We start from the raw sequence: 25,771 nt of genomic DNA, 5'->3' as shown, positions 1-25,771 counted from the left end.
GGACAAAATCCTATGTCAGGCGCGAGTGTGGAAACGCCAGACAGCTTGATTGAGCTTTGAAAATTTGTCGCACATACAATTTCTGCAATTCCGCTGATGAGACGTGCGTCATACATCAGGGCTGCACACGGAGAAACCTCTTCACCTTTCAATGCGTTATGAAAGCCGTTCCTCACACTGTTTCGGCTCTGGCCGCCGGCATTATGCTTGGCGTGCTGGCCTGCCTGCTAATGCTGCGTGTTCTGGATGACGAGGCAAAACCGGAAAATGTGCCTGGCGGCCCAACCTTGGCAAAGGAGATAAAAAATCATGTCCCTCCATCCCCCAAGGCATCTGCCTTCTTCCCATCGGCTCCCGAAATTCCACGGGAGTTCAGGGAGTCCAATGAAACCGACCAGGCTGCTTGGGAACAAATGGAAAAGGAGTTTTGGGAAACGGGGGACGAGACGTTCAGGCTTGAAATGCTGGATCAAATCGAAATCCGTTTCTACACCGTCATGATCCTGCCTTTTCTGAAAAAAATCATTGAATCGCCCCAGGAGCAAATGAGCAGCCTTGTGCGTGACCGGGCGCTGGAATTGCTGTCGGGCAATACTTCACCTGAAATCCTTCCGCTGCTCCGATCCGCCATCCGCGCAGGGGATGAGGACTTTCGCACAAGGGCGCTTTTGGCTTCCTCGCAGGTGCGCAGCCCGGATGTCATTGACTTCATCGGCAGCTCGCTCATGGATCCAGATTCCCTGGTCCGGTTAAGCGTCTTTGATGCTGTTGAACACCAGACAGAGCACGTCCGTCATCGCATCTACGGAAAAGCTCTCATGGCAGCCCATCCTGATGTCGCTCTCCAAGCCATTGGGGAATTGCAGGTCAGTTCCAGCCATGCCGGCATTCCGGTGCTGATCTCCGGAATGAACGCACCACTGGCCGAGGTGCGCCAGGAGGCCGCAGCAGCCTTGGAGTTTTTATTTGGCAAGTCCTTTGAACACCCGGCAGAAGCTGCCGCCTGGTGGGAGGCTAACCAAAAGCGTTACGATAGCGAGCTGGTTGAAAAAGACTGACCTGCCGAACCAATTATGTTGACATAGGAGGCCTGTCCGGTTTTTATCCGTCACAGGACGACAGGCTGTAAAGCCTGCCGGAGGGCATGACAGTGAAGTCTAACATAAAGCTCGTAAACTATGAAAACGTCCTTCATCACCAGCGCCTGTGCGGCATTTATTGCTTTCAGCGCCTCAGTTCATGCCGACTCCGGCATCTATCGCGGCACCACCGTGAACAAAATTATGCAGTATTCCTTTGACGGCAGCGCCAGCCAGATCACCAAAATGAGCCGGACTGATACGCAGATTGGCATCAGTTCCACCTTGGGCAACGACTTCTATGCGCTTTACACCCTGGACAAGAAACTCAAGATTGCCTACCAATATCAGGGTGAATACCTTGGCTGCGGCCCCTCCCATTATGTAAATATTGCAGGCAAAGGGAAGAGCCTCGAAATCCATCCGCAGTTCAATGCATGGTGGGCTGATGATCTGGCTGATGTGGGTGATGAAGAAGACATCTTGAATTCCAAGTCAGGTTATCTGGTGGGCAATCGGAAAGGCATCAAACTGAAAGAGGCTGGATTCACGATTAATGCCGCCCCCAGCCTCAAAGGCTTTCATACGCACACCCGCTGGTCCAAAGACTTCCGCCCTGACCCCCTCAATCTGGGGGAATATCTGGCGGGCAATTTTTTTGAAATCAACAGTTCCAAAAGCAGTTTCCGTTTTGACACCAAGCTTTCAGACAAGGCCAACGCTCTCGGCGGCAGTCTGCTCGATGCCGTGTCCATCGTGAACCTTGATCTCGAGGACAAAGGCTACACCATTGTCCCCCTGGGAGGCTTTCCGCAGTTTTAGCAGCGAATACCTGCAGTCCTTTGACCGTGGGGCGGCAGAATGGCGGCAGGTCACCAATGATTCCTGGAACCGACTGCCACTCGTTTGCCCATGGCCATCGAGTTATCGCGACTGCCTCTCATTTTCTCTCCAAGGCGCGTTTCACCCGCGCCAGGGTGGCGATGATGCGGCGGGGAGTCAGGGTGCATTCCCAGATGCGCAGGACCGACCAGCCATCCCTGCGCAGTACACGACTGACTTTGCGATCTCGCGCTTGGTTGCGGAGGATTTTGGCTGACCAAAACTCCCCGTTCTGTCGCGGCCGGGTCCCATGCCTGGGGCAGCCGTGCCAGAAACACCCGTCCACAAAGAGGGCCACACGGGCGCGCCAGAAGACGAAATCCGGACGGACTTTGAGAGCGATTTTGGCGGTTTTTTTTGGCTTTTCACCTGCTCTGCTTCTGGGGGATGCGGACGAGGTCGTCCGCACTCCGCCCGCTGTCGCTGCGGCGACCTTGACGATTGCGTGCCGCCGCCAGCCTTTGATGTCCGCCTCCCGCAGGGCGGCCATGAGTTTCAACTCAGTATCTTTGTTACCTGTGGAGCGGATGCGCGCCATGACCTCGCTGCGCTTCTCGGGGGTGAAGATGTCGGTCATGAGGAGGCAATATTACAACGTGCAGGCCTTCGTGGCTAAGTCGTTTTGTCTTTTGCATCTCTGTGGGGATTCCTTTATGACTGGGGCGGTTTTATAACATGCGTTATCGTCTGCACGAACATCCGGCGTTTCCGGGGCTGCTGTCCAAAGAGGATCTGTTTCTCCTGGTGGAGAGGGGGTCGCTGGCGCGAGGAGATTTGTGCGCAGATACGGTGACCGGGCGGGACCATACAGTGGGGGATGTGATTGGGGATATGAGGGCGGCAAGGGCGCGGGCGGGGGCACAGATCGAGAGGCCGATGTTCAGGGAAATCCGTGCGGACGCACCGGGGGAGATGGAGGAAGATCTGCCATGGGAAGAGGATGATGACGATACGGGAGAACTGCCGCTGGACGAGGGGCAGTTCACGTTGGCGGGGGAGCTAATCCTGCATCGCTCCCACCCAGCGTGGCTTGGGGCGGGAAAGTCGCTTTTTTTGGTTTTCCTCCTGGGGATCACGACCTGGATGCTACTGCAGATCCAGCCGGATTATGCGTTGCTGAGCGGGGTGTGCGCAGGGGGCGTTTTGATGGCTGTGTGGGTGGCGCGGGCAACGAGGGTGTATGTGGTGACGGAGGAGCGGGTGGAGGTGGTGTGGGGGATCCTGGGCCGCAGTTCCAAGGAGGTGCGGATCTGCGACATCCGCAGCATCGATGTGTATGAAAGCGGGCTGAAGGGGCTGCTGGGGCTGGGCACAGTGGATTTTTCTTCGGCGGCAAATTCGGGGATCGAAGTGCAGTTTCGCGATATCCGGGGGGCGCACGCAGTGAAGGAACTGGTTCGGAAGTTGCAAAGAGGACAGGGTAAGAGGGAGGATTGAAGGGGGCCCCCGAAAATCAGGCCAAGGTGGATGGGACAAAGGAGTTGCGGAACGCTTGGGGGCGTGTGAAATCTTGTTTCTATGATGATCTCGGATTCATTGTTGGAGCTTGCGCAGAAGATTGCGACTGAGGCTCATGAGGGGCAATTCCGGCGGGGCGGGGTGGTTCCGTACATTGAACATCCGAGGGCAGTGGTGGGGCGGGTGGGGGATGACAAGGATGCGCAAGTGGTGGCTTGGCTGCATGATGTCCTGGAGGACTCTGGCCTTACGGCGGAATCGCTGGTGGAGGCGGGGATCCCGGCGCATCTGGTGAAGGTGGTGGTGCTGATGACGAAGACAGAGGGGACGGATTATGAAGCGTATCTGGAGGGGATCGCGGGATCGGCGCTGGCGAGGAAGGTGAAGATTGCGGACATGCTTTCAAATCTGGCAGACGGGCCGAGTGAGAAGCAGATGAGGAAATATGCAAAGGGGTTGTTGAGGCTGGTGGGGGCGGAGGAGTGATCATCATTGCGGGAATGGAATGCAGCATGGCCTATGAAGACCTGAAGCGGGGCGGGAATTCAGGCGGAAGAGGCTTAATTAGGTGAGGTGTGCTAGAATCTTGGGCCATGAAACGCGGAGGGCACCGCCGGGGGCTTCAACAGCCAGGAATTTCATCTCACTGCAACGTGCAGTCTGAATCGATTTATATTACGAAAATCGTAAACGGTTGACGTTTAAAGAGGGGTGGATATTTTCATCTTCATGAAGGTGTCAACATTACCTGCTGTTTCAACCCATGCGGCCATTCCGCTTATCCGTCTGATGGTGGGTGCGGTCTTTCTGTCGGAAGGTATCCAGAAGTTCCTTTTACCTGCGGAAGTGGGTGCGGGGCGGTTTGCCAAGATTGGTCTGCCGGAGCCGGAACTTCTCGCTGCGTTCGTGGGTGGATCTGAGATTATTTGCGGGGCCTTGGTATTGGTTGGTTTCATGACTCGCCTTACCGTGCTGCCTCTGCTGGCCATCATGTTCACGGCTCTGTGGACCACCAAGCTACCCATTCTCACGAACAAAGGTTTTTGGAAGATGGCGCACGAGGCACGTACGGATTTTTCCGTGGTGATGGGCTCGCTGTTTTTGCTGCTGGTAGGAGCTGGAGCGTTTTCAGTGGATGCATGGATGCGCCAGCGCAGAGATGCAGCTGATTCCTGAGGCGTGGTTCCAATGGAAATCCTGGTCATAGCACTGGTGGCGTTTCTGGCCTCAAGCCTGACGCTGTTTTCCGGGTTTGGCCTGGGAACGCTGCTGATGCCGGTCATCGCACTGTTTTTTCCGCTGGATACCGCCATAGCCATCAGTGCGGTGGTGCATCTCGCCAATAATTTGTTCAAACTTGGGTTGTTAGGCCTGAAGGCAGATTTTCAGGTGGTGATTCGCTTTGGTGTGCCTGCCATCTTGGCCGCAGTGGCAGGAGCCTGGTTGCTGGGCTGGTTAGCGCAAATGACGCCCCTTTTGGAATATAACCTGGCAGGGCGGGAGATTTCTGTGATGCCCGTGAAGGTGGTCGTTGGATTGCTCATCATCCTGTTTGTCATCTGGAGTTGATCCCGGCCTTTGAGCGGATGGCGCTTGATGTCCGGTATCTGCCTCTGGGGGGATTTATCTCAGGCTTCTTTGGCGGACTCTCTGGCAATCAGGACGCTTTTCGCAGTCTGTTTTTGTTGAAAGCGGGTCTGTCCAAGGAAAAGTTCATTGCCACGGGGATCGTGCTGGCGGCGGTGGTTGATGTGGCGAGGCTGCCTGTCTATGCGGGTGATTTTTTACGATCAGAGCGTTCGGCAGACTGGCCGCTTATTGGGCTGGTATGCCTCTCGGCTTTTCTGGGCGCATTCCTGTCCGCCCGGTGGTTGAAGAAGATGGAGTTCGGCTTGATGAAAAAGCTCGTTAGTGCACTCCTGCTCCTGGTGGGAGCCGGATTGATCTCCGGCTTGTTTTGAGCGCCCGTTCTTTAGCATGTTGCCATGCTTCTCCGCCTTTTTTTCGACAGCCTCATGACCTGATCCTGATTTTTTTCTTTTATTGTGATAGATCAATCCGCTTGAATAGTTTTACGCCGTCCGTAATCGCTTCTCGTTTAACACCTGCTTTTTTTCACTCCCGTTCTGCATGAATTTAGCCCGTTTCGCCCTTCGTCATCCTTGGACTGTTCTTGTCGCCGTGGTGGCCGTGTGCTTGGGGGCATGGCTGGGTCTGCAACGGATGACGCGGGACATTTTTCCACCGCTGGGCATCCCCACCATCTATGTGGCGCAGCCGTATGGAGGCATGGATCCTTTGCAGATGGAGGGCTACCTGACCTACCGTTACGAGTACCATTTCCTCTACATTGCCAATATTTCTCATGTGGAGAGCAAGTCCATCCAGGGAGCTTCCATCATGAAGCTGCAGTTCCATCCCGGCACGGACATGAGCCAGGCGATGTCTGAGACGGTGGCACAGGTGAACCGCTCACGCGCCTTCATGCCGCCCGGCACGGTGGCTCCGTTCATCATGCGCTTTGATGCGGGCAGTGTGGCGGTGGGGCATCTGGTCTTTTCCACGGACGATCCTAATATTACGCTGAACCAGATGCAGGACCAGGCGCTGAACCGGGTGCGCCCGGCCTTTGCCACGTTGCCAGGCGTGTCCGCACCGCCGCCGTTTGGCGGGAGCTCGCGCGCCATTTTGGTGAATGTGAATCCGGACCGCATGAAAGCCTACGGCCTATCACCGGATGATATTGTAAAGGCGATTTCGCGGGGCAACCCCATCAGTCCATCAGGAAACATTAACCTGGATGGTCTCTACCCGATTGTGCCGACAAATGCGATCGTCTCCAATGTCAAGGACCTGGAGGCGGTGCCGCTGAAGAAGACGGAGGCGGGCGCGGTCTTCATCCGGGATGTGGCCACCGTTTCTGACGGGGCGGATGTGACCACTGCCTATGCCCTGGCCAATGGCAAGCGCACCGTTTATCTCCCGGTGACGAAACGTGCAGAGGCCTCCACGCTGGATGTGGTGAAGAAGGTGCGGGAGAGCATTCCTGAATTTCAGAAACTGCTGCCGGACGGCATCAAGGTGGACTTCGCCTTTGACCAGACGCCGGTGGTGAACCGCACGATCCGGGATCTGGTCAAGGAAGGGGCCCTGGGGGCTGTGCTCACCGGCCTGATGGTGCTGGTGTTCCTGCGGGATCTGCGCACGGCCTTCATCGTGATCATCAACATCCCGCTGTCCCTGCTGGCGGCGGCCTTTGGCCTGTGGATCACGGGGGAAAACATCCACCTCATGACCCTCGGTGGCCTGGCCCTGGCGGTGGGCATCCTGGTGGATGAAGCCACAGTGACAGTGGAAAACATCCACACCCATCTGGGGCGTGGCAAGTCCCTGGCGCGCGCGGCATTGGACGGTACGCTGGAGACGACTCTGCCGCGCTTGCTGGCCATGCTTTGCATTTTGGCGGTGTTCATTCCAGCCTTCTTTATGGAGGGCGCGGCAAAGGCTTTGTTCGTGCCGCTGGCCCTGGCCGTGGGGTTTGCGATGTTCGCCAGCTTCATTCTTTCCAGCACCCTGGTGCCAGTGCTGTCGGTGTGGTTTCTGCCCAAGAATGCAAAGCATGAGGAGAACCGTCTGAGTTTCTTTGGCCGTGCCTACCAGGGGTTGGTGAAGGGGGCGGTGGCCATCCGCTGGATTTTGGTGCCAGGCTACCTGGCTGGGGCGGTGCTCATCATCATGAGCTTTGGCCCGTTTCTGGGGACCGAGATTTTTCCGAAGACGGACAGCGGCCAGTTTGCCATCCGTTTTCGTGCACCGAGCGGCACGCAGGTGGGCATCACGGAAAAGATCGCCCAGCAGATCCTCAAAACCATCGCGGATGAAGCAGGCGGCGAGGACAAGGTGGACATGACCATTGGCATGGTGGGCGTGCATAACTCCAGCTTCCCGGTGAACCTGGTGCATCTCTGGAACGGAGGTCCGGAGGAGGGCTGGCTGGCGGTGCAGCTCAAACCGGAAGCGGGAGTGGAGGTGGAAGCTTTTCAGGAAAAACTGCGCGGCATCTTTGCCCGGGATCTGCCAGATGTCCGGCTGTCGTTTGAGCCGCAGGATATTGTCAGCCGTGTGATGAGTTTTGGCTCGCCAACTCCTGTGGAGATTGCGGTGAGCGGGCCCAGCCTGCCTGCCAGCAAGGAGCATGCGGAGAAGATCATGGCCAGACTGAAAGAGCTGCCTTTCATGCGCGATGTGCAGATCGCCCAGACGCTGGATGCACCGACGGTGAATGTGCAGATTGATCGTGAGCGGGCGGGATTGCTGGGGGTGGATGTGGAAGATGTCACGCGCTCCCTCGTCGCGGCGACAACCTCAAGCCGTTTCACGGCCCCGGTGTTTTGGGCGGACCCGGGCAGCGGTATCAGTTTCAACGTGCAGGTGCAGATTCCTGAGGAGCGCACCCAGTCCATCGAGGACTTGGGCAACATGACGGTGACCTCCAAAACCGGCACGCCGGTCTTGCTGCGGAATCTGGCGAAGATTGAAAAGGGGACGGCGGTGGGAACCTATGAGCGCTATAACCTGGTGCGGATTGTCAGCGTGACCGCCAACGTGGTGGATACTGATTTTGGCAGCGCCATCAAGGCGGTGAACAAACTGCTGGCAGAGCTGGGCCCGGCGCCGGATGGCAAGACACGGGTGGATGTGCGCGGACAGGTGATCCCGTATAACCAGCTATATGAAGGATTCAGCAGCGGCCTGGTCATTGCCATTGTGGTGATCTTTTTGCTGCTGTGCGCCAACTTCCAGTCCCTGCGGCTTGCATTGGTCGTCATCTCCACCATGCCGGCGGTCATCGCCGGGGTGGTGCTGGCGTTGTTCTTTACCGGGACGACTGTGAACATCCAGTCCGCGATGGGGTCCATCATGGCCGTGGGTGTGGCGGTGGCGAACGCGATCTTGCTTGTCACCTTTGCAGACCGTTCCCGCATCAGCCATCACGGAGACCGTCGCCTGGGCGCGGTGGAGGGTGCGGTCAGCCGTCTGCGGCCGATTTTGATGACCAGCTTTGCCATGATCGCCGGGATGATGCCGCTGGCCCTGGGCCTGGGCGAAGGCGGCGCGCAGTCCGCTCCCTTGGGCCGTGCCGTGGTGGGCGGTCTGGCCCTGGCCACGGTGGCCACCCTGCTGGTCCTGCCCGCAGTCTTTGCCATGTTTGCCAGCAAAAAACCGACCTCCGCCTCGCTGGATCCCGATGATGAGGAAGGCGCTTTTTTTGAAGCTCATGCTGTCTGATGACGAGCCCTATTCAGCCCCATTCCTCACACCGCCTTTTTCGTTCCGCAAATCTTGTTAATCCTGAAATCTTGTGAATCCTGTTTATATCCTCACCGCCCTCCTGTTGATGCCGCTCGCTCCCAACGTGCTAGCTGTGGAGCTCCCCGCAACCAAGCCGCAAAAAGGCACCATTCACCGCTGGATCAGCCTTCCTGCCAGCCTGGCACCTTGGCAGCAGGTGGCGCTGAAAGCACGGGTGGCAGGGTATGTGAAAAGCGTTTCTGTAGATCTGGGAGACACGGTCTCTGCCGGACAGCAGCTCATCGAAATTGAAGTGCCCGAGCTGGAAGCCGGAATCATCAGCCGCCGTGCGGAAGTGACCGCAGCGGACATCGAAGTGAAGCGTCTGCATGAAGCCCGCAAGAAGTCTCCTGACCTGATTCTTCCCCAGGCAGTGGATGATGCGGAGGCCAAGCTAGCCATCGCAAAAGCTGGCATGCAGGAGGCAATGACGCTGCTGGATTTTGCCCAGATCAAGGCACCCTTTGCAGGTGTGGTCACTGCCCGCAATGTGGATCCAGGTGCTTATGCTGCTGCCGGTGGCGAAACCCTGCTGCACATTATGGACACAAACACGCTGCGCATGCGGGTGCCGGTGATTGAACTGGAAACAGGTTTTCTAAAGGTGGGTCAGCAGGTGGAAGTGAAGGCTGAAGCCCTGGCAGGCAGTGTGGTGAAGGGCAGCATCAGCCGCATTTCCGGCGGACTGGATGAAGCGACGAGGACCCTTATTGTGGAAGCAGACCTCAAAAATGAAGATGGCCGCATGAAGCCCGGCCTGTATGTGACGGCGCGTCTCGCCGTGGAGCAGCATGATGATGCAACCATCATCCCGGTGGCTGGTCTGGTGAAGGAGAAGGCCGCCAGCTTTGTCTTCAAACATGTCAATGGCAAGGCGGTGAAGACCGCAGTGAAGCCTGGATTCAACGATGGCGTGAATGTGGAACTGCCAGAGCTGAAACCTGAAGATGTGATCTTGCTTCCTGGCACTGTGGTGCTGGCAGACGGGCAGGATGTGACGGTGAAATGATCCCTTTTGAAGGAATGAATGACCCATTTCCGAGTTTGTGACAAACTATTTGTTAGATCTTAGCCTGCCATTTTTGCATGAATGTTTTTTCCAAAAGTCCCTTGTTCCGGAACCCGACCCTCGGTCTGGGACATCTGGCCCTGATGTTTATCTGTACCGGGGGCCTGCTTTCGGCGGCTCCGATGCATGTTAATCTGACGACGGTCATGAAACTGGCAGGAGCCAATAATGATGAGATCGAGCAGGCGCGGGTGAGGCATGTGGAGACCATCGCGGAGAGCAAGCAGGCCTGGCAGCGCTTCTGGCCCACGCTTTCGCTGAATGCCGGATACCGCGGGCATGAGGGAAATGTGCAGGACATCGGAGGAGCCGTTTTCAACGCACGCAAGCAGCAGTACACCGTGGGCACTGGAGTGATGATTGACTGGTCGCCAGGGGACATCTATTACAGCGCCCTCGCCGCCAAACAAAAAGCCCTGGCTGCTGAGCACCTGGCGGAAAAAACCCGTCGTGACATTGTTCAGGACGCGATTGAGCGATACTATGATCTGCTGGCAGCCGAGGCGGACATGGCGGTGATCGAGGATGATCTGCGGCTGACCCAGGACTATGAAAAACAACTGACCGGTGCGGTGGATGCAGGTACAGCTTTCCGGGCGGATTTGCTGCGGGTGACCACGCAGGTGAGCCGGGCCAAAATAGCCGTGAGGCAGGTTCAGGAGCGGCGTGATATGGCGGCTGCGGCACTGGCGGAAATTTTACGGCTGTCACCAGATACGGCGTTGAGGCCAGCCAAGTCGGATCTGGTGCCAGTCTCACTCATGAGCACATCAGGCGTGGCGACGCTGATTTCGCAGGCCAACCAAAATCGTCCGGAACTCAGGGCCACAGGTGCAGCCCACACAGCAGCGGCTTTGGAAAGTGATCGCACCCGCATTGCGCCCATGATCCCCAGCGTGCAGGCTGGCTACAGTGTCGGCGGTCTTGGCGGCGGTTTTGCCGGAGAGTTTGGCAACTTCGATGACCAGCAGGACTTTTTCGTCGGTCTTGGCTGGAAGATCGGCCCCGGTGGGTTGTTCGACCGGCAGCGGCAGAAGATCGCCGATGCGCGTGAGCAGGGCATCGCTCTTCAGGCAAACCAGGTCAAGGCGGCCATCGGCAGGGAAGTGGTGGAGGCCGTGCTGAGGGCTCAATCCGCGAAGGATCAGCTCGGCATCAATGACGAAGCGGTGGGCGCTGCGGAAGAGATGGTTAAACTGGCCAAAGACCGCCAGGCCAGCCAGCTCGGTGTCGTGTTGGAATATTTGTTAGCCCGTGAGGAACTGACCCGTGCCCGCCAGGGGCGGGTGAAGTCTGTGACGGACTTTAACAAAGCCCAGCACGAACTGAAACGGGCGGTGGGGAAGTAAACACGGCCATTCTTTTGACTGGCCTCAAGGAGCTTTGATGTCCGGATTCACCTTTTGAAGGGCGACCCACAAGGCAGGATCCTGGGGGTGGCCGTTGAAGAGGATCTGCCCGTTGGGGGCGATGAGCACCATGCGGGGGATGCTTTCGATTTCCAGCAGCTTGGTGAATGGACGCTCGGCCGGCTCGATAAGCCACGGGAACTCGATGCTAAGCTCATCATGCAGCTTGGCAGTGACGGCCTGGGCGTCTTTGTCATCTTTGTTCATGCCGGCGACGACGATGCCGTGCTTGGACAGTTCGGAGGCTTTCTTTTTGAGCTCGGGCATGAGCTGCATGCAGGGGCCGCACCAGGAGGCCCAGAAGTCCACCAGGAGGGCTTTTTTATCGCCAAGCTGATCCGCCAGGGTGGTGGCCTCGCCATCATGAGTGGTGATGACCTGGCCGAGGTCCACTTTGAGGCTGGCCATCTTGGCCTCAATGCGTTTTTTTTCGATGACCTGGGTGAAAATCTGAGCCTGGCCGGGGTTCAGCCAGATGGCTTCTAGAATTTGCTGTTTAAATTCGGCATCATCGTTTTTCGCCTGGGCCTGGAGAGCTTTGGAATAGGCGATGAAGGAACGGATTTCATCAGCAGACTTCAGGCCTGCGGACTGGGTGCGGTCGAAGTTTTCGGCCAGGACTTCCAGCTCCGGGAGGATTTTTCCCAGCCATTCGGCGTCCTGGTTGCGCAGGCCCCAGACGAGTTTGGCCTCAATGATCTGCTGGCGTGGGATGCCTGCCATGCCGGCTTTTTTGGTGGTTTCCAGCAGTTCATCGCCGCTGGCCTTGGGATCAAACAGGCGCTGCATCAGTTCCTGAGGACTTTGAGCGGTCTCCTGGGCGTGAAGGCTGGCGGTCAGGAGGGCAGCGATGAGGAATGGGCGAAGGGGTTTCATGGACAGAATAGGATACGTCAGCTAGGTGGGGATATGTCGAGACGGATTTGTAAGCCCTTTTTCATCGTCGGCCCCACGGCCAGCGGGAAATCGGCGTTGGCGGTGGCTTTGGCGCAGAAGTGGGACGGTGAGATTGTGAACGCGGATGCTTTTCAGCTCTATCGCGGCATGGACCTTTTGACGGCGAAACCGGGTAAAAAGGATTTCCAAACGCTGCCACATCACCTCTACGGCGTCTTGCCGCTGACGGAGGCCTGCGATGCCCAAAGGTACCGTGACATGGCTCTGCCTGTCATCGCAGACATCATGGCTCGGGGAAAGCTGCCCATCGTGGTGGGAGGCTCTGGCTTGTACATCAAAGCACTGTCCCATGGCTTGGCTCCGCTGCCGCCGACGGACCCAGAACTCCGGGCACGCGTGGTGGCAATGGCTGCGGAAGAGGCGAGGGAGATGCTGTTAAAACTGGACCCGCAGGCGGCTCAGAACGTGCCGCTGGCCAATCCTAGATATGTGAGCCGCGCCCTGGAGATCTGCCTGCTGACCGGGCAGCCGCAATCGGCCCTGAGACAGACCTTTGCGCAAACGGAGCCTGCCGGGGCAGGGGTGCTTTTGCAATGGGAGCGGGACGTGCTTTATGACCGCATCAACAGGCGCGTTCACATCATGCTGGAGCAAGGTCTGCTTGCGGAGGTATCCGCCCTGCCGGAGCTGGGCATCACCGCGCAGAAAGCCATCGGGCTGCGGGAGATGCAGGCGCACCTGCGCGGGGAGATGACCCTGGAGGCGGCCACGGAGCAGATGCAGCAAAACACCCGCCGCTATGCCAAGCGGCAGGGCACATGGTTTCGGCGTGAGACCTGGCTGCAAACGATTTGCCTGAATCCCGAGTCCACGGCAGAGTCCCTGCTCGAAATCCTTTCTGATCACTTTCCATGCCTGCCACCCCCACTGCCATCCAGTCCGTCGCCGTCAATTTAGGCCCCCGCAGCTACACGGTGCAGGTGGGCAGCGGAATCCTGGCTGGCATTGGCGAAGCAGTGACCGCGAAAATGGGCGGGCGGAAAAGCTGCGCCGTCATCACCGATTCCAACGTGGCCCCCCTCTATGCAGACACCGTGCTGCAGAGCCTGCGTGAGGTCGGCATCGCGGCGCATCTCATCACGGTCCCAGCCGGGGAGGCCAGCAAATCTTTGCTTTGCGCACAAACCGTCTGCGGGGAGATGGTTCGGGCTGGCCTGGACCGCAAAAGTTTTGTCGTTGCCTTGGGCGGCGGAGTGATCGGGGACCTGGGGGGGTTTTGTGCCAGCATTTTTCAACGGGGCATTCCTTACATGCAAGTGCCGACGACTGTGCTTAGCCAGGTGGACAGCAGCGTCGGTGGCAAGACGGGGGTGAATCTTCCCGATGCCAAAAACATGGTAGGCGCCTTCCATCAGCCGCTGCATGTGGTTGCGGATGTGGCCACGCTGGATTCGCTGCATAAGCGGGAATGGAACGAGGGTTTTGCCGAGATCATCAAACATGCCTGCATTCGCGATGCCTCCATGCTGGACGCGATTGATGCCGTGGCTGACGGGGCAGGGGATGTGGCGGAACTGATCCGGCGCAATATCGCGATCAAAGCGGCGATTGTGGAGGCGGATGAATACGAAACCCTAGGGCTGCGTGCGCTGTTGAATTTTGGCCACACGCTTGGCCATGCCGTGGAGGCGGCCGCAGGCTACGGAGTCCTTCTACACGGGGAGGCCATCTCCTTGGGTCTGCGGGCGGCACTGTGGCTTTCGGTCAAACATGCCGGACTCCCGAAGGCAGACGCTGCACGCATTCTGGCCCTGCTACAAAAATTTGACCTGCCAACGCGTCTTCCTGACGGCTTCGATACGGCGGAACTGCTGCGCATCACACGCATGGACAAAAAATTCGAGACCGGTAAAATCCGCTTTGTCCTTCTCCCCAACCTCGGGGATGCCTACGTGAGTTCAGACTTAACCGAACACGATCTGGTCGCTGCTGTGGATGAGATCCGGAAGTGAAGCCGGATTGCGAAAGTCTCTGCAAAATCACCTTCCTGCTGCTGCCAAAGCCCACTTTTTGGGTGAGGGACGCCGAACCAGTGAGCTAGGCCGCAAACGTGACCGCCGGGTTGTCGTCAAAGCCACCCAGAGAAAGGCGTTTTTTTTTTCGGCCTCAGCCAGCTTTTCTTCCAGTTGGGTAAACTTGTCCTGATCGACAAAAATCATGTTTTCATTGGATGGCTGCTCTGCCGGTGCTGGCGGTGCCGCCGGAATGAAACGGGAAGGCAGCGAGGCCCCGCCGCCGCTTAGATCCGGCATCGGGGTGACAGGAGATGATGGCATGCCGCCGTCTTCATCACTCCCGGAAGGGGGAGGAGGCGGGGTCGGAGCGCTCTGGTGAGATTCCAAGTACAAAATGCGTGCCTTTGCAGCAGGCAGTTCACTGCACATCTGCTTGGCGATGTCCAAAGCGGTTTGGAGTTCGTACTCACGCCTGGTGGACTTGGCCAGGAGTTCGTTAAACCGCTTTTCTTCCACGCCAAGCTGATCGCTGGCCATGTGCCGGAAGAGATCAAACTGACGCTGCATCTCCATGCGCCAGGCATTGGATTCCTGGCGCACTGTCAGCAGATCCTTCTGTTGAAGGACGATCTGCTTTTCGAGAGCTTCTTTGTTTTTAAGGAGCTTTTCTTCCACGCGGCGCAGGAGCCAAAGGCGGACCATGGCGGCTACGAAGAATGCCGCCATCAACGAGGTGGCGAAGACATAGATTTGGTGTTCGGTGGGACTGGCCATCAAAGGCGGAATGGAAGCAGGTCATAAACCAACTCGCAAGACATACTGTGTGACATGCAATAATTTCAGCTAAAAGCCTGTCGTCTTATGAAAATCAGGAACTTCTAAACGTCTGACAGGAGGTCGAGTTGAAAATCTGAAGACCTTGGCAGGTATTCCCCACTTTTTTTGTTTTTAAAAGATGCCAACGAAAAGAAATACTGATATTCTTATCATGCTAAATGAATGACCATTGACGGCTTTCAATAGTACATTTAGCATATTTAATAATCAAATTTGACTCTCAATTTATAACTATTTATGGCCAAACTGGTAATCATTGACGACGAGGCTGCCATCCTTGAGCTGATGAGCAAGCTGTGCCGTGCGGCCGGCCATACAGTATTTGGTTGCACCACGGGTATTGACGGCATGGCGGCGATACGCAGCCAGCAACCGGACCTGGTGATCGTGGATCTGCGGATCGGCGATGTCAACGGCCTGGACTTGGTAAGCATGTGCAAAGAGCAGTTTCCGAGCACGGCTGTCATCATGGTGACCGGGCATGGCACCGTGGAGACTGCTGTGGAGGCGATGAGGCTGGGGGCCTTTGATTATCTGACCAAGCCCTTCGATTTGGGAGACCTGATTAAAACGGTCAATCAGGCCTTGAACCGCAACAGTCAGAACGGAAGCCAGGTATCAACCTCTCTCAGCAGCACTGCCAGCGTGCGCAGCCCTGCATCCTCAAAATTGATCGGCCATAGCGAAGCCATTCAGCGCATCTTTGAGATTGTCCGACGGGTTGCGGATAATGACAGCCCCGTGCTTTTGGAAGGGGAGTTTGGCGTAGGTAAGCACATGGTTGCGCGCGCTTTGCATGAAGCCAGCCGCCGGAGCACGGCACCCTTCAAAGAGCTGCAGTGCAGCGCCATGCCTGAAGAAGCTCTGGAAGCTGAGCTTTTTGGACATACCAACGGCCAGGGAGGCATTTTTAGCCGTGCCAGCGGCGGCACGGTTCATTTGGCGGAAGTGCACGTGCTGCCTGCCCGCATCCAGGCCCAGTTGAACACATTCCTGGATGAAATGCAGTCCCGGCGCAGTGCCTGGAGCGGTAACAGCGTGGCGGACTTCCGGCTCGTCGTCAGCACCACCATCTGTCTGGAGGACGCCTCCCAAAAAGGCACATTCCGTGAAGACCTCTACTACAAGCTGTCCGTCGTTCCTCTGAAAATCCCGCCGCTGCGGGATCGTCGTGAGGACATCAAACCGCTGGTGGATCATTTCCTCAAGGAACTCGCAGACCGCACTGATTCGAGATCCAAGGCCCTGGATACGTACGCGCTGGAGTTTCTGGAAAAGTATCCATGGCCAGGGAACATTTCCGAGCTGAGAAACGCTGTCGAGCGCGCCTGCGCCTTTGCTGAGAATGACCGTATCCGTCCGGCAGACCTGCCAGCGAAGGTCACCCAGCAGGTGGAAGTGCCGACTTCATCGGTTTCCGGTGGCACCACACAGCTTCCCATTGGGTCCACGCTGGATGATTTCATCCGCGGCCAGGAGCGCCTGTTCATTCAGGAAACGCTTAAATACAACAATGGCTCTCGCGAAAAAACGGCTTCCATGCTCGGCGTCAGCATCGCCACTCTGTACCGCAAGATGGGTCTCAATGTGGACCGAAAGACCACGGCGTAGTCCTGATGCCGGATTTTCCCGCTTCCACAGCCATAGGCTGTGGGAAGGACGATTGAATGAAAGACCCCGGCCGGGTGTCTAAAGTCAGAACTTATCCATGAAACGCCGTCTCCTTCTTGCCACCCTTGTCTCCCTGTCCACCCTCAGCCAGGCCCAGTCTGATGCCACCCCCACCGCCGAGGAGATTTTGGGACTGGTCCGGCGCAGCTACGCCATGCAGGATCACAGGATGACAGGCAAGCTCCGAGACCGGGAAACCGGGAAGGAAGAGCCCCTGGAACTGACGCTGACAAAATCAGTGATGCGCTTCCGCTTTACCAATCCGCCGCCGGAGATCGTCCACTTGGATCTGACGACTGTGCCTGCGACCCTTTGGGAAGTGAAACCCGGCGGCAGCAGTCAGGTCCCGATGAGCAATGCAAGCAAGTCCGTGCGCGGCATGGATTTCAATTATGAAGACCTGTCCCAGCGTTTCCTGTACTGGAAAAACGTCAAACTGCTGGATGCCAATGCCCGCATCACGGCTGCCCGCGTGAAGTGCTGGCTCATCCGTGTGACGGCACCGGATACCAAGGGCGCTTACTACACCGTGGACCTTTGGGTGCATCAGGACAGCGGCGGGGTCGCCAAGATGGAGGCCTACAATGCCGCCGGGAAAATGGTGAAGCGGTTTGAGGTGCTGAAAGTCTGGAAAGTCGGTGAGGCAAGCGCCTTGCGTGAGATGAGGGTGCAATCCTTCAACCCCCTCAATGGTGATACCAAAGGGATGACTTACATGACCATGGACAAGCCGGAAAAACAGTGAGGAAACTGGCTGACGAAGTCAGCACAGGCACCTTCCTGATTTTTCATAAAACTGCTTGGCACAGCCCTCTGGCACGGTAAGCCAGACTGTCCCGTGTCCGAACCGTTTCCCTTTGCCCAGCTTTGGTCCCAAGTGCGCCGCAAGTCCTGGATGTGGCTGTTCAAGCGCCAGCAGATTGAGTCCGCAGCGCGCTGGACAAAGCTGCACACAAAGATCAAAACGGTGACTTTGATCAATCCGCTGGAGCTGGAGCTGGCAGGGGCTGTGGGCCGCAGTGACCTGACGCACGAAGAGCCGCGTCTGCGCCTGCGCCTGGCCGCCAACGGCGACATGTGCGTGACGACGGAGTGCACCTGCCATGCCGGTGCCCTGTGTGAGCATGCCGCCGCCTTCATGCTGGTCTGTGACGTGCAGGCCAACCGTGAATTGATCGAGCGCATGGCTCGGCCTGGTTTGGCTACTGTGGGGGAGGATGCCCATGGCGGCACGGCGAGCGGTGCGGATGATGCGGAGCAACTGGCCAACGACAGCCCCCGGCCGCATCTGCGCCTGCGCCGCATCACGGTGGAGCGTCCGCAGGTAAAAATTGGCCGCAGCCAGCTCGCCCAGGTGCAGTTGAGCATCGGCATTGCAGAGCTTTTTATCAGCTATGAAGGATGTAGTCAGCGCTTTCAACTGCCAGGGCGCAACGCCGGTGCCCGTTGGAAAGACGGCGACGGGCGGACTTGGGCGCTGACCCGAAACCCCAGGCTGGAACGTCTTTTCCTGTCTGATCTCATCCAGACCCGTTTGCTGCCGCTTACGCAGGCCCTGCCAGACGCACGCCTCACGGAACCAGCCGGGCCCTTGTTCACCATGGACGAGCGTGAGCATTCCTTGCATTGGTCCACCTTTTTGCGGGATTACGTCCCCTTGCTGCGGAGTGAAGGCTGGGAGGTGGAACTGGCGGAGGACTTTGGTTTTAGCATCCATGAAACGGGTGAAGACGCCTGGTTCACTGAGCTGGAGGATGATATTCATGGGCGTGACAGCTTTTCCCTGGATCTGGGCGTGGATGTCAAAGGGGAACGCATCTCCCTTGTCCCGCTGCTGGTGGATTGCATTGACCGTGGGCTGACAACGGCCCTGCTGGAGCAGAACCTGGATCAAAATTATCTCATCGCCCTTCCGGGGCCCGGAAATCCTGTGCTGGCCGTACCTGCACGGCGTCTGCTGGTGCTGCTGCGCTTTTTGGATGAACTTCTGGCCACCCGTCCCGCACAGAAGAACGGCCGCCTGCAACTGGACAAGCTGCGCGCTGCCCAGCTCGCCAGTCTGGACGGGCTGCCCATCCGTGTACCGGCAGAGCTGGCGGTGCTGAAGGAGCGGCTGCAGGCCTTTACCTCCCTGTCTGTAGTGCAGCCTCCTGCCAGTTTGCGCGCCTCCCTGCGTCCCTATCAGCAGGAGGGCCTGAGCTGGCTGCAGTTCCTGCGGGCATTTGGCCTGCATGGGGTGCTGGCGGATGACATGGGTCTGGGCAAGACTGTGCAGACGCTGGCCCACCTGCTTTTGGAAAAGGAATCCGGGCGCATGGACCGCCCCTGCCTCATCCTGGCACCCACCTCCGTGCTGAGAAACTGGGCGCGCGAGGCGGCCAAATTCACCCCTCTGCTGCGTGTGCTGCTGCTCCACGGGGAGGAGCGCCGCAGCGAATTCCGCCGCATTGGCAAATATGATTTAATCATTACCTCCTATCCGCTGCTGGTCCGGGATGCGGATGTGCTGGGGGCGGTGGACTGGCATCTGGTGGTCCTGGATGAGGCCCAGCACATCAAGAACCCAAAGAGCAAGGTGGCCCAGGTCTGCGGCACGCTTAAAAGCCGCCATCGTCTCTGTCTGACCGGAACGCCTGTGGAAAACCACCTCGGAGAGCTGTGGAGCCTCTTCCAGTTCCTCATGCCCGGCATTCTGGGGGATGCGGAGGGCTTTCGCAGCTTTTACCGCACTCCTATCGAAAGGGATGGTGACTCCGAGCGCCAGCAGCAACTGGCTTCCAGGCTGCAGCCGCTGCTCCTGCGCCGAACCAAAAGTGCGGTGGCCAAGGATCTGCCGCCCAAGACCGAAATCTTGCACACCATTGAGCTGGGCAAGGCGCAGTCGGACCTTTATGAGACCATTCGCGCCGCCATGGACCAGCGGGTGAAGGAGGCCATTCACGCCCAGGGGCTGGACCGCAGCCAGATCATCGTTCTGGATGCCCTGTTAAAATTGCGCCAGGTCTGCTGCCACCCGCAGCTCCTGAAGATGGAAGCGGCACAAAAGCTCGCGGAATCTGCCAAGACCGCTTTCCTCATGGAAGACCTGTTGCCGGAGTTGATTGATGAAGGACACCGGGTCCTCATTTTTTCCCAGTTCACCCAGATGCTGGCCATCATTGAAGAGCAGTTGAAGGAAGCCAGGATTCCCTTTGTCAAACTGACCGGCGAGACCAAGGACAGGGAGACGCCCATGCGCCGTTTCCAGGCCGGGGAGGTGCCGGTCTTTCTCATCAGCCTGAAGGCCGGCGGCTCCGGGTTGAATCTCACCACGGCGGATACCGTCATCCACTATGATCCCTGGTGGAACCCGGCCGCCGAGGCACAGGCCAGCGACCGGGCACACCGCATCGGCCAGACCAAGCCGGTCTTCATTCATAAGCTGATCTGCCAGGGCACCATCGAGGAGCGCATCGTCGGCATGCAAAAGACCAAGGCCGCTCTGATCGAAGGACTCTTGTCCGGTCGCACGGAAAAACTGCGCCTGACCCAGGACGACATCCAGCGGCTGCTGGAAGCCTCATAAGGCCAACCTTTTTGCTGGCCGTCCCCAACTGTTTTCGCTAAAACAGCGCGATGATCGAAATCGAAGTGTATGCCCGTGGGCTCCGTGCGGAGTCAAGACTGCTGGAACTGCGCGGCCAGATGGACATGCAACCGCATGTCCGTTACAAGGTGGATGCCCATCATGATCTGGTCTATTTTGAACTGGATGAGCCTGCCCAGATTTCCTTAAAGGACATCATGGAAGTGTTCACCAACATTGGCCTGGAGCCCCGCCTTGTCGGCCAGGTGCCGGAAGGTGTCCAATAAGGCGGGGGCTGCCTTTCTACCTGCGCACTCCTGGCGGTGGATTTGTCACTGCGCGGGGCGCTGGGTTGCGGCGGAACATGCGGGAAAAAAATCCGCCCTGGGCTTGGGCCTCAAGGTCCATGACTTCTTTGTCATGAAGGATGCGGGCGCTATCCACATCCACACTTTCAGGGAAGCGCGCGGCGGCATCGGCCCCCACCTGGGTGCGTGCGTCTTCGCCTAATGATGTGCTGCGCAGCCCGACATTGTCCGTCACCACTTGCGGCTGGATGAAGATGATCAGCTCGCTGCGGGTGCTGTTGTCTTTGGTATCCTTGAACAGGTTCCCCACGCCGGGGATGCGGCTCAGGAAGGGCACTCCGCCTGTCGCCTTGTCAGTCTTTTCGGAGATGAGGCCGCCCAGGACAATGGTGTTTCGGTCCGGCACCGTCACCGAGGTCACGATCTGTTCCGTGCCGATGATCGGGATGAGGTTGGGCTCCACAAGCTGCGTGCCAATGACCGTGTCGTTCACCTGGGCGATGGTCAGGGTCACCTCGCCGTCCACGTTGATGAGCGGCACCACTTCCAGCTTTAGCACCACATCGCGATATTCGATGTTGGTCGTGACATTGTTGCCATTGCCGATGTTGTTGGTATTGACCACCGACTGGACCGGCACGGGGATGAGCTGGCCGGAGGTGATGGTGGCTTTTTTATTGTTCAGGGCAAAGACGCTCGGTCGCGAAAGTACCTTGAAACGGTTGGTCGTTTCCAGCGCTGTCACAAAGATGTCCAGGCTGTCGCCGATGGCACCATAGACGTTCAGGCCCGCTGCGGGACCGAAGGCATTGCTGATCACATTGTTGCGCAGGTCTCCGATGGCGCGGTTGGCCGTGTTGCCCAGGATGTCCTGGCGGGAATTAATGTTGCTGCTGCTGAAGTTGGTGCCGTTTTTATTTGTTAAAGCGCTGAGGTAATCAATGCCAAATTGGAATTCGTCGCCCAAAGTGAGCTGGCCGATGACGGTGGAAAGGTAAACCTGTGAGGGCTTGCGGTCCAGCACGTCCAGGAGCCCGTTGACTTTGTCAATCGCCTCCTTGCGGCCCATGACCAGGATGGAATTGGCCATCGGATCGGCCACCACGCGGGTTTTGCCCACCAGCACGGAGATCGGCGCATTGTCCTCACTGGGACCCTGGATCAGGTCTGCCCGTGAGGCACTGCCGCCGGTGGCGGTGTCATCGGCACCCGTGGCACCGCTGGTGGTCAGGACCTGGCCGCCGCGCGTCCCGGTGGTGGTGCGTCCAGTCAGAAGCTGGCTGCTGCTGGCCAGCGGCTGGGAACGTTGTTGCTGGATGGTGCCGCCCCCTGGGAGTTGCGTGGTGCCGGTATTGGTGTCTTGCAGCAGATCAGTGATGGCACTGAGCACATCCACCGCAGCGGCATAACGAAGTTTGCGTTCATAAGGGGCATCCACCTGCAGCGGTTTGTCGAATTCGGAGATCAGACTGGCGATGTAGGCATAGTCCTCCGGGGAGGAGACCACCAGGATCTGATTCAGCCGCGTATCCGCCACCACCTGGGCAGATGGCATTGCCATCTGGGCATTGCCCGGATTTCCTGAATTGTTATTGCCGCTGTTGTTGGAAGACGGTGAGCGTGGTTCTTCACGCCTTTCCTCCCGGTTGCGCCCATCGCTGGCCGCACTGCCCCGGATGGTATTGATGCCCTTGGTCTCCTTCTCCTGCGCCTGGGCAGTCAGCGTGGCCTGGATGATCTGGGCAATGGTGGCCGCCTCGGCGTATTCCACCGGGATGAATTTGGTGACCAACGCCGAGCCTGAATCCCCCACATCAATGGCCTCGCGGATGCTGATGAGCTGCTTGATGACCGTGCTGCTTTCCGTCAGCAGCAGGCCGGGTGGCGTCAGCACCGGGGTGATGCGGCCATAGACGCTCAGGCCCACATGGCCGGAGAACATGGCCGCCGCCTCTTCCGGGTCCAGGAAATCCAGCTTCATGAAATAAGTCACGATGGTCTCCCCCATCGGCAGGTCCAGGGCTGATGTATAAAAGCGTACGCCATGAGAAAATTGCACTGCGTTGGCGCTCTGGTTACGTGCTGGAAGAATGCGCGCACTTTTGCCATCCGCCTCCATGACGATGGCATAACCATTGGTCAGAAGAGTCGCCTCAATGAGCTTCACGGCTTCCTCTTTGCTCACCGCTCTCGGAGTGGCCAGGCTGACTGGAGCTCCGTCATTGAAGATGTTCGTGTCCTTGATCAGCGTAACATTGGTCAGCAGCTCATAGATGCTCAGCATGTCCGCCACGGGATTATTGGGAAATTGGAGGACGATGCGGTCACCCTCCATGCGTATGGTCTGCGCCAGTGTGCTCTGGATATTGCTGCCGCCAGGTCCCATGCCTGGAGCACCAGGGGCACCTGCTGCGGTGCCGCCAAAGCCTGGACCGCCTTCACCGGGACGTCTGCGGCCACCAAAGCCGGGGCCTCCCGGGCCGCCTGGAAATCTGCCACCAGGACCCATGCCGCCCTCAGTTGGTGGTCCGGTCCGTTCACCGCTGCCCTCGGGAGCAGGTGCGGGCGGTGCTGGATCCGCCGGCGTATTTTCTGCCGGGGGAGCCGGAGCCGGGGCTGCCTCCTGGCTGAGAACTGGCCCTGCGGAAATCAGCATGGCACTCAAGGTAAGAAGCGGGTGGGGGCGGAGCCGGGAGAGGAACATGAAAATGGGGTGGCTGGGAAAAGGGTAGGGGTGTGAGAGGAGAGGTGGCAGCGGTCACTTGCCGCCTTTGTCCTCTTTTTCGATGCGCTCCACCTCCTTGCGAATGATGTTCCTCCGCTCCTCTTCGGGAGCATTGCGGAATTTTTCATCGCTGAATTTCGCGCGGAGGGTTTCTCGCAATTTTTCGCGCCCCTTTTCTGACAGGGCTTCATAGCGCTTGCGGTCCTCTTCCGAAGGCCCCCGGGAACTGCCCCGGAAGCGTTCTCCACCCGACGGGCCGCCGCGGTCACTGCGCTCGGAGGACTTGCCGTCGCTCTTCATGTCCTTGGCATTCAGTGCAGCATAGCGCACGCTGACCACCTCTCCACCGATAGTAATGCGTGCCTGGCTGCGGGTGATGTCCGGGGCCGGCATGGCCTCTTGCAGCGTCCAGCCCTGGAAATTGGGCTCCGAGCTGACGATGTGGGACTGCTTGGTCTCCATGTTAAAGACCGTGGCCACCGGCTTCCCGTCAATATAGGCGATGCCAGTCAGCACCAGGTTGTCCGACATGTTCACCATGCGGGTGAAGGGCGAACTTGCCACCACCGGGGTGAGCCGCGCTGCATCAAAAGGTTGCGGCAGATCAGGATCAGGATCAGCCGCCATCAATGCCGCTGCGGGCAGCAAAAGAAAAATGGCAAGGGGCAGGGAAGTCTTCATGGGCTGGGTGGGTTAAAGGCCGGTTTCAGGTTTAAACCACCGTGCGACGGTCAGGTTGCACACGACTTGTGGGGTGACTTCCCGTGAGCGGGTGTCTATCTCGATGTCCAGCAGCCGGATGGCCTGGAACTTTTCCGGCGACTGCATGGTGGAGAGCCAGCGCAGCACGGTGATCTGGTCTCCACGCAGACGCATGGAGACAGTCACTTCCCGGAAGTTTTCGTTCGGCGCAGCCAGGGGTGGCAGGGTGGGCTGCTCGGCGGTGATGCCATATTCCAATGCCTGGTTTTGCAGATCCTCCAAAAGCTGGCCCTGGGCCCGGCCCAGGCTTTCCGTGGTGGGCATTTTTTCCACCAGCCAGTTGCGGCGTTTTTCCCAAAACTCACGGTCAGCCATCCAGGTGGCGTTTTCATTTTTTTGGGCCTGCAAGGTGGCGATCTTTTGCAGCGCGGTGCTGCGCCGTTGCAGGAAGTCATTCACAAAGACGGCGAAGACCATGAAGACCAGCACGCCCACACAGCCGAGCAGGAGGTTCTTTTCACGGGGTGTCAGTTTTTGAGCCATGGGGGTGGGGGTCAAAGGGGGCTTTGGTTACTGCAATTTCCCTTGGGCGCGGAACTGAGCCGTTTTTTCACGAACCGTCGGCTGGGGTTTGCTCCATTGGTACTGGCCCAGGATTTTGTGCTTTTGCAGGTCCTCCACAAACTGGACCGCCATCTGCGCATCCCTTGCTTCACCCCGAATTTCCAGCTCTGTGTCCTTGGCCTCAAATTCACGGATCACGATGCCGCTTGGCGGCATGAGCTGGGTCACTTCCGCCAGCAGGACCATGGGATAACGTTTAGGCTCAATGGCAGGTGCCAGGGCCTTCCAGCGCTCCACCGTCTTTTTCACCTGCATCGCGGGTTCCGAGGTTGCTTCCACCGCCTCGGCCAGTTCGGCCGCAGTGCGCTCTTGCAGATTCAGATAAGCGAAGGCCATGAACATCAGCGCCACCAGCAGCGCCCCGCCCAGGATGCCAAAACGCACCAGCTTGGCCCGGCGTGCTGTACTGTTCTGAGACTCCCGCACGCTTTGGGGCAGCAGGCGGGGCCAGGCCCGTGTGTCCAGCTCCGCATTCGGCGGCAGTTGCGCCACCACTTTGGAGGGCAGGTCCGTTAGTTTTTCCAGGGTTCTGGAGGTGTCCTGGCTCCAGGAGGATCCCGCCAGTGTGATGCCCGAAATGGCACCCACTCCCAAGTCCTGCTCCAATGCCAGACGCGATAGCAGAATCTCCTGTGCGATTTCCTCCGGTGAAGACGTGGCCGGGGCAAAGAGGTGGCTGTGATAAAGCTTGCCTTGGTAATTCGCTGCCAGGACCAGTGAACCGTGCTCCTCAGTGATGAGCAGATGCCCGTTGGGCAGCATTAGCAGACGGAGCGCGGAAGTGTAGTCAGATGCTTGCGGCAGCGCCAGATCCTGCGGAAAAGGCTCCGCCAGGATGTCCACACTGACCGTGGCCACGGAGGCATTTTGAGTGAGCAGATGCCAGCGGAAATTGCGGTTCGCTCCACCTTCCAGTTTCAGACCTTTCCGGTCCAGGTGGGTGATGATGATCTGCTCCAGGATTTCATGATCCGCGTTTGGCAGTACCAGTCCCACCGTCCGGCAGGCGGAGGCCGGCAGGCCCACAATGAGTGGCTTGCCCTGGCTGGAGACAGATGCCGGGCTTTCCACCGCTTCACCGCCGCTTGTACTCCTCGGTTTCCAAACACGCCAGGTGGCATCAGGTGAGGGTAAAAGAAGTGTAGTGGCGGCAAACGACATGCGATGGGGGATAAACG

23 protein-coding genes are annotated in these 25,771 nt (G+C 58.2%); 16 read left to right on the top strand and 7 right to left on the bottom strand.

Going from position 1 to position 25,771, the window contains the following annotated elements; genetic code table 11:
* Positions 1–158: 158 nt before the first annotated feature.
* Together WJU23_RS12200 and WJU23_RS12195 are read left to right on the top strand one after the other, a co-directional pair.
* Positions 159–1,058, top strand: coding sequence for a HEAT repeat domain-containing protein (locus WJU23_RS12200; protein WP_346332853.1), 900 nt, complete (start codon positions 159–161; stop codon positions 1,056–1,058).
* Positions 1,059–1,178: 120 nt separating this feature from the next.
* A complete protein-coding gene (locus WJU23_RS12195) occupies positions 1,179–1,901 on the top strand; it encodes a hypothetical protein (RefSeq protein ID WP_346332852.1) in 723 nt (240 codons plus the stop codon).
* Between the two features lie 118 nt (positions 1,902–2,019).
* Here WJU23_RS12195 and WJU23_RS12190 read toward each other — a convergent pair whose 3' ends face one another.
* Complete coding sequence (locus tag WJU23_RS12190; protein WP_346332851.1) at positions 2,020–2,538, bottom strand: very short patch repair endonuclease; 519 nt, start codon at positions 2,536–2,538, stop codon at positions 2,020–2,022.
* A 98-nt stretch (positions 2,539–2,636) separates the two neighbouring features.
* On the opposite strand from WJU23_RS12190, the gene WJU23_RS12185 reads away from it, so the two are divergent.
* From WJU23_RS12185 to WJU23_RS12150, 8 genes are all read left to right on the top strand, one after another.
* Complete coding sequence (locus WJU23_RS12185; protein ID WP_346332850.1) at positions 2,637–3,398, top strand: PH domain-containing protein; 762 nt, start codon at positions 2,637–2,639, stop codon at positions 3,396–3,398.
* 81 nt (positions 3,399–3,479) lie between these two features.
* Positions 3,480–3,905 carry a GTP pyrophosphokinase gene (locus WJU23_RS12180; protein ID WP_346332849.1) on the top strand — a complete coding sequence of 142 codons (426 nt, stop codon included), beginning with the start codon at positions 3,480–3,482 and terminating at the stop codon, positions 3,903–3,905.
* Positions 3,906–4,148: 243 nt separating this feature from the next.
* A complete protein-coding gene (locus WJU23_RS12175; protein WP_346332848.1) occupies positions 4,149–4,595 on the top strand; it encodes a DoxX family protein in 447 nt (148 codons plus the stop codon).
* Between the two features lie 12 nt (positions 4,596–4,607).
* Positions 4,608–4,988: a TSUP family transporter gene (locus tag WJU23_RS12170; RefSeq protein ID WP_346332847.1), complete on the top strand. Its 381-nt coding sequence runs from the start codon at positions 4,608–4,610 to the stop codon at positions 4,986–4,988.
* Positions 4,985–5,380 (top strand): TSUP family transporter, encoded by a 396-nt coding sequence (locus tag WJU23_RS12165; RefSeq protein WP_346332846.1) that lies wholly within the window; start codon positions 4,985–4,987, stop codon positions 5,378–5,380. The genes WJU23_RS12170 and WJU23_RS12165 overlap by 4 nt, the downstream gene beginning before the upstream one ends.
* Before the next feature lie 169 nt (positions 5,381–5,549).
* A complete protein-coding gene (locus WJU23_RS12160; protein ID WP_346332845.1) occupies positions 5,550–8,708 on the top strand; it encodes an efflux RND transporter permease subunit in 3,159 nt (1,052 codons plus the stop codon).
* 73 nt (positions 8,709–8,781) lie between these two features.
* The gene (locus WJU23_RS12155) at positions 8,782–9,780 is read left to right on the top strand and encodes an efflux RND transporter periplasmic adaptor subunit (RefSeq protein ID WP_346332844.1); all 999 of its coding nucleotides are present in this window, start codon (positions 8,782–8,784) and stop codon (positions 9,778–9,780) included.
* Positions 9,781–9,857: 77 nt separating this feature from the next.
* The gene (locus WJU23_RS12150; RefSeq protein WP_346332843.1) at positions 9,858–11,189 is read left to right on the top strand and encodes a TolC family protein; all 1,332 of its coding nucleotides are present in this window, start codon (positions 9,858–9,860) and stop codon (positions 11,187–11,189) included.
* Positions 11,190–11,213: 24 nt separating this feature from the next.
* On the opposite strand, the gene WJU23_RS12145 is transcribed toward WJU23_RS12150, so the two are convergent.
* Complete coding sequence (locus tag WJU23_RS12145; protein ID WP_346332842.1) at positions 11,214–12,125, bottom strand: TlpA disulfide reductase family protein; 912 nt, start codon at positions 12,123–12,125, stop codon at positions 11,214–11,216.
* 33 nt (positions 12,126–12,158) lie between these two features.
* Between WJU23_RS12145 and miaA the strand changes: the two genes are divergently transcribed.
* Together miaA and aroB are read left to right on the top strand one after the other, a co-directional pair.
* A complete protein-coding gene (gene miaA / locus WJU23_RS12140; protein WP_346332841.1) occupies positions 12,159–13,103 on the top strand; it encodes a tRNA (adenosine(37)-N6)-dimethylallyltransferase MiaA in 945 nt (314 codons plus the stop codon).
* Positions 13,058–14,158 (top strand): 3-dehydroquinate synthase, encoded by a 1,101-nt coding sequence (gene aroB / locus WJU23_RS12135; RefSeq protein WP_346332840.1) that lies wholly within the window; start codon positions 13,058–13,060, stop codon positions 14,156–14,158. The genes miaA and aroB overlap by 46 nt, the downstream gene beginning before the upstream one ends.
* Before the next feature lie 27 nt (positions 14,159–14,185).
* On the opposite strand, the gene WJU23_RS12130 is transcribed toward aroB, so the two are convergent.
* Complete coding sequence (locus tag WJU23_RS12130) at positions 14,186–14,935, bottom strand: hypothetical protein (protein ID WP_346332839.1); 750 nt, start codon at positions 14,933–14,935, stop codon at positions 14,186–14,188.
* 300 nt (positions 14,936–15,235) lie between these two features.
* Between WJU23_RS12130 and WJU23_RS12125 the strand changes: the two genes are divergently transcribed.
* The 4 genes from WJU23_RS12125 to WJU23_RS12110 all read left to right on the top strand — a co-directional run bounded on the left by WJU23_RS12125 (position 15,236) and on the right by WJU23_RS12110 (position 20,521).
* Entirely contained in the window at positions 15,236–16,609 is a 1,374-nt protein-coding gene (locus WJU23_RS12125) for a sigma-54 dependent transcriptional regulator (RefSeq protein WP_346332838.1), read from the top strand.
* Positions 16,610–16,706: 97 nt separating this feature from the next.
* The gene (locus tag WJU23_RS12120; RefSeq protein WP_346332837.1) at positions 16,707–17,414 is read left to right on the top strand and encodes an outer membrane lipoprotein-sorting protein; all 708 of its coding nucleotides are present in this window, start codon (positions 16,707–16,709) and stop codon (positions 17,412–17,414) included.
* A 93-nt stretch (positions 17,415–17,507) separates the two neighbouring features.
* On the top strand, positions 17,508–20,234 hold the full coding sequence (locus WJU23_RS12115; protein ID WP_346332836.1) for a DEAD/DEAH box helicase: 2,727 nt from the start codon (positions 17,508–17,510) through the stop codon (positions 20,232–20,234).
* A gap of 50 nt (positions 20,235–20,284) precedes the next feature.
* Positions 20,285–20,521 (top strand): hypothetical protein, encoded by a 237-nt coding sequence (locus tag WJU23_RS12110; protein WP_346332835.1) that lies wholly within the window; start codon positions 20,285–20,287, stop codon positions 20,519–20,521.
* A 16-nt stretch (positions 20,522–20,537) separates the two neighbouring features.
* Here WJU23_RS12110 and WJU23_RS12105 read toward each other — a convergent pair whose 3' ends face one another.
* The 4 genes from WJU23_RS12105 to WJU23_RS12090 all read right to left on the bottom strand — a co-directional run bounded on the left by WJU23_RS12105 (position 20,538) and on the right by WJU23_RS12090 (position 25,754).
* A complete protein-coding gene (locus WJU23_RS12105) occupies positions 20,538–23,198 on the bottom strand; it encodes a secretin N-terminal domain-containing protein (protein WP_346332834.1) in 2,661 nt (886 codons plus the stop codon).
* Positions 23,199–23,300: 102 nt separating this feature from the next.
* Entirely contained in the window at positions 23,301–23,948 is a 648-nt protein-coding gene (locus WJU23_RS12100; RefSeq protein WP_346332833.1) for a hypothetical protein, read from the bottom strand.
* 12 nt (positions 23,949–23,960) lie between these two features.
* Positions 23,961–24,512, bottom strand: a complete 552-nt coding sequence (locus WJU23_RS12095) for a hypothetical protein (protein ID WP_346332832.1) — start codon at positions 24,510–24,512, stop codon at positions 23,961–23,963.
* A gap of 27 nt (positions 24,513–24,539) precedes the next feature.
* Complete coding sequence (locus WJU23_RS12090; RefSeq protein WP_346332831.1) at positions 24,540–25,754, bottom strand: PilN domain-containing protein; 1,215 nt, start codon at positions 25,752–25,754, stop codon at positions 24,540–24,542.
* Positions 25,755–25,771 lie beyond the last annotated feature (17 nt).

It is taken from the genome of Prosthecobacter sp. SYSU 5D2 (assembly GCF_039655865.1).
Taxonomy (GTDB): domain Bacteria; phylum Verrucomicrobiota; class Verrucomicrobiia; order Verrucomicrobiales; family Verrucomicrobiaceae; genus Prosthecobacter.
The sequence above is the reverse complement of the archived record's forward strand: the minus strand, read 5'-3'. Positions and strand labels throughout refer to the sequence as shown.

Coding starts and splice junctions, on each gene's coding strand:
- WJU23_RS12200 (WP_346332853.1), top strand. CDS start 159: ATGAAAGCCGTTCCTCACACTGTTTCGGCTCTGGCCGCCGGCATTATG.
- WJU23_RS12195 (WP_346332852.1), top strand. CDS start 1,179: ATGAAAACGTCCTTCATCACCAGCGCCTGTGCGGCATTTATTGCTTTC.
- WJU23_RS12190 (WP_346332851.1), bottom strand. CDS start 2,538: ATGACCGACATCTTCACCCCCGAGAAGCGCAGCGAGGTCATGGCGCGC.
- WJU23_RS12185 (WP_346332850.1), top strand. CDS start 2,637: ATGCGTTATCGTCTGCACGAACATCCGGCGTTTCCGGGGCTGCTGTCC.
- WJU23_RS12180 (WP_346332849.1), top strand. CDS start 3,480: ATGATGATCTCGGATTCATTGTTGGAGCTTGCGCAGAAGATTGCGACT.
- WJU23_RS12175 (WP_346332848.1), top strand. CDS start 4,149: ATGAAGGTGTCAACATTACCTGCTGTTTCAACCCATGCGGCCATTCCG.
- WJU23_RS12170 (WP_346332847.1), top strand. CDS start 4,608: ATGGAAATCCTGGTCATAGCACTGGTGGCGTTTCTGGCCTCAAGCCTG.
- WJU23_RS12160 (WP_346332845.1), top strand. CDS start 5,550: ATGAATTTAGCCCGTTTCGCCCTTCGTCATCCTTGGACTGTTCTTGTC.
- WJU23_RS12150 (WP_346332843.1), top strand. CDS start 9,858: ATGAATGTTTTTTCCAAAAGTCCCTTGTTCCGGAACCCGACCCTCGGT.
- WJU23_RS12145 (WP_346332842.1), bottom strand. CDS start 12,125: ATGAAACCCCTTCGCCCATTCCTCATCGCTGCCCTCCTGACCGCCAGC.
- miaA (WP_346332841.1), top strand. CDS start 12,159: ATGTCGAGACGGATTTGTAAGCCCTTTTTCATCGTCGGCCCCACGGCC.
- aroB (WP_346332840.1), top strand. CDS start 13,058: ATGCCTGCCACCCCCACTGCCATCCAGTCCGTCGCCGTCAATTTAGGC.
- WJU23_RS12130 (WP_346332839.1), bottom strand. CDS start 14,935: ATGGCCAGTCCCACCGAACACCAAATCTATGTCTTCGCCACCTCGTTG.
- WJU23_RS12125 (WP_346332838.1), top strand. CDS start 15,236: ATGGCCAAACTGGTAATCATTGACGACGAGGCTGCCATCCTTGAGCTG.
- WJU23_RS12120 (WP_346332837.1), top strand. CDS start 16,707: ATGAAACGCCGTCTCCTTCTTGCCACCCTTGTCTCCCTGTCCACCCTC.
- WJU23_RS12110 (WP_346332835.1), top strand. CDS start 20,285: ATGATCGAAATCGAAGTGTATGCCCGTGGGCTCCGTGCGGAGTCAAGA.
- WJU23_RS12105 (WP_346332834.1), bottom strand. CDS start 23,198: ATGCTGATTTCCGCAGGGCCAGTTCTCAGCCAGGAGGCAGCCCCGGCT.
- WJU23_RS12100 (WP_346332833.1), bottom strand. CDS start 23,948: ATGAAGACTTCCCTGCCCCTTGCCATTTTTCTTTTGCTGCCCGCAGCG.
- WJU23_RS12095 (WP_346332832.1), bottom strand. CDS start 24,512: ATGGCTCAAAAACTGACACCCCGTGAAAAGAACCTCCTGCTCGGCTGT.
- WJU23_RS12090 (WP_346332831.1), bottom strand. CDS start 25,754: ATGTCGTTTGCCGCCACTACACTTCTTTTACCCTCACCTGATGCCACC.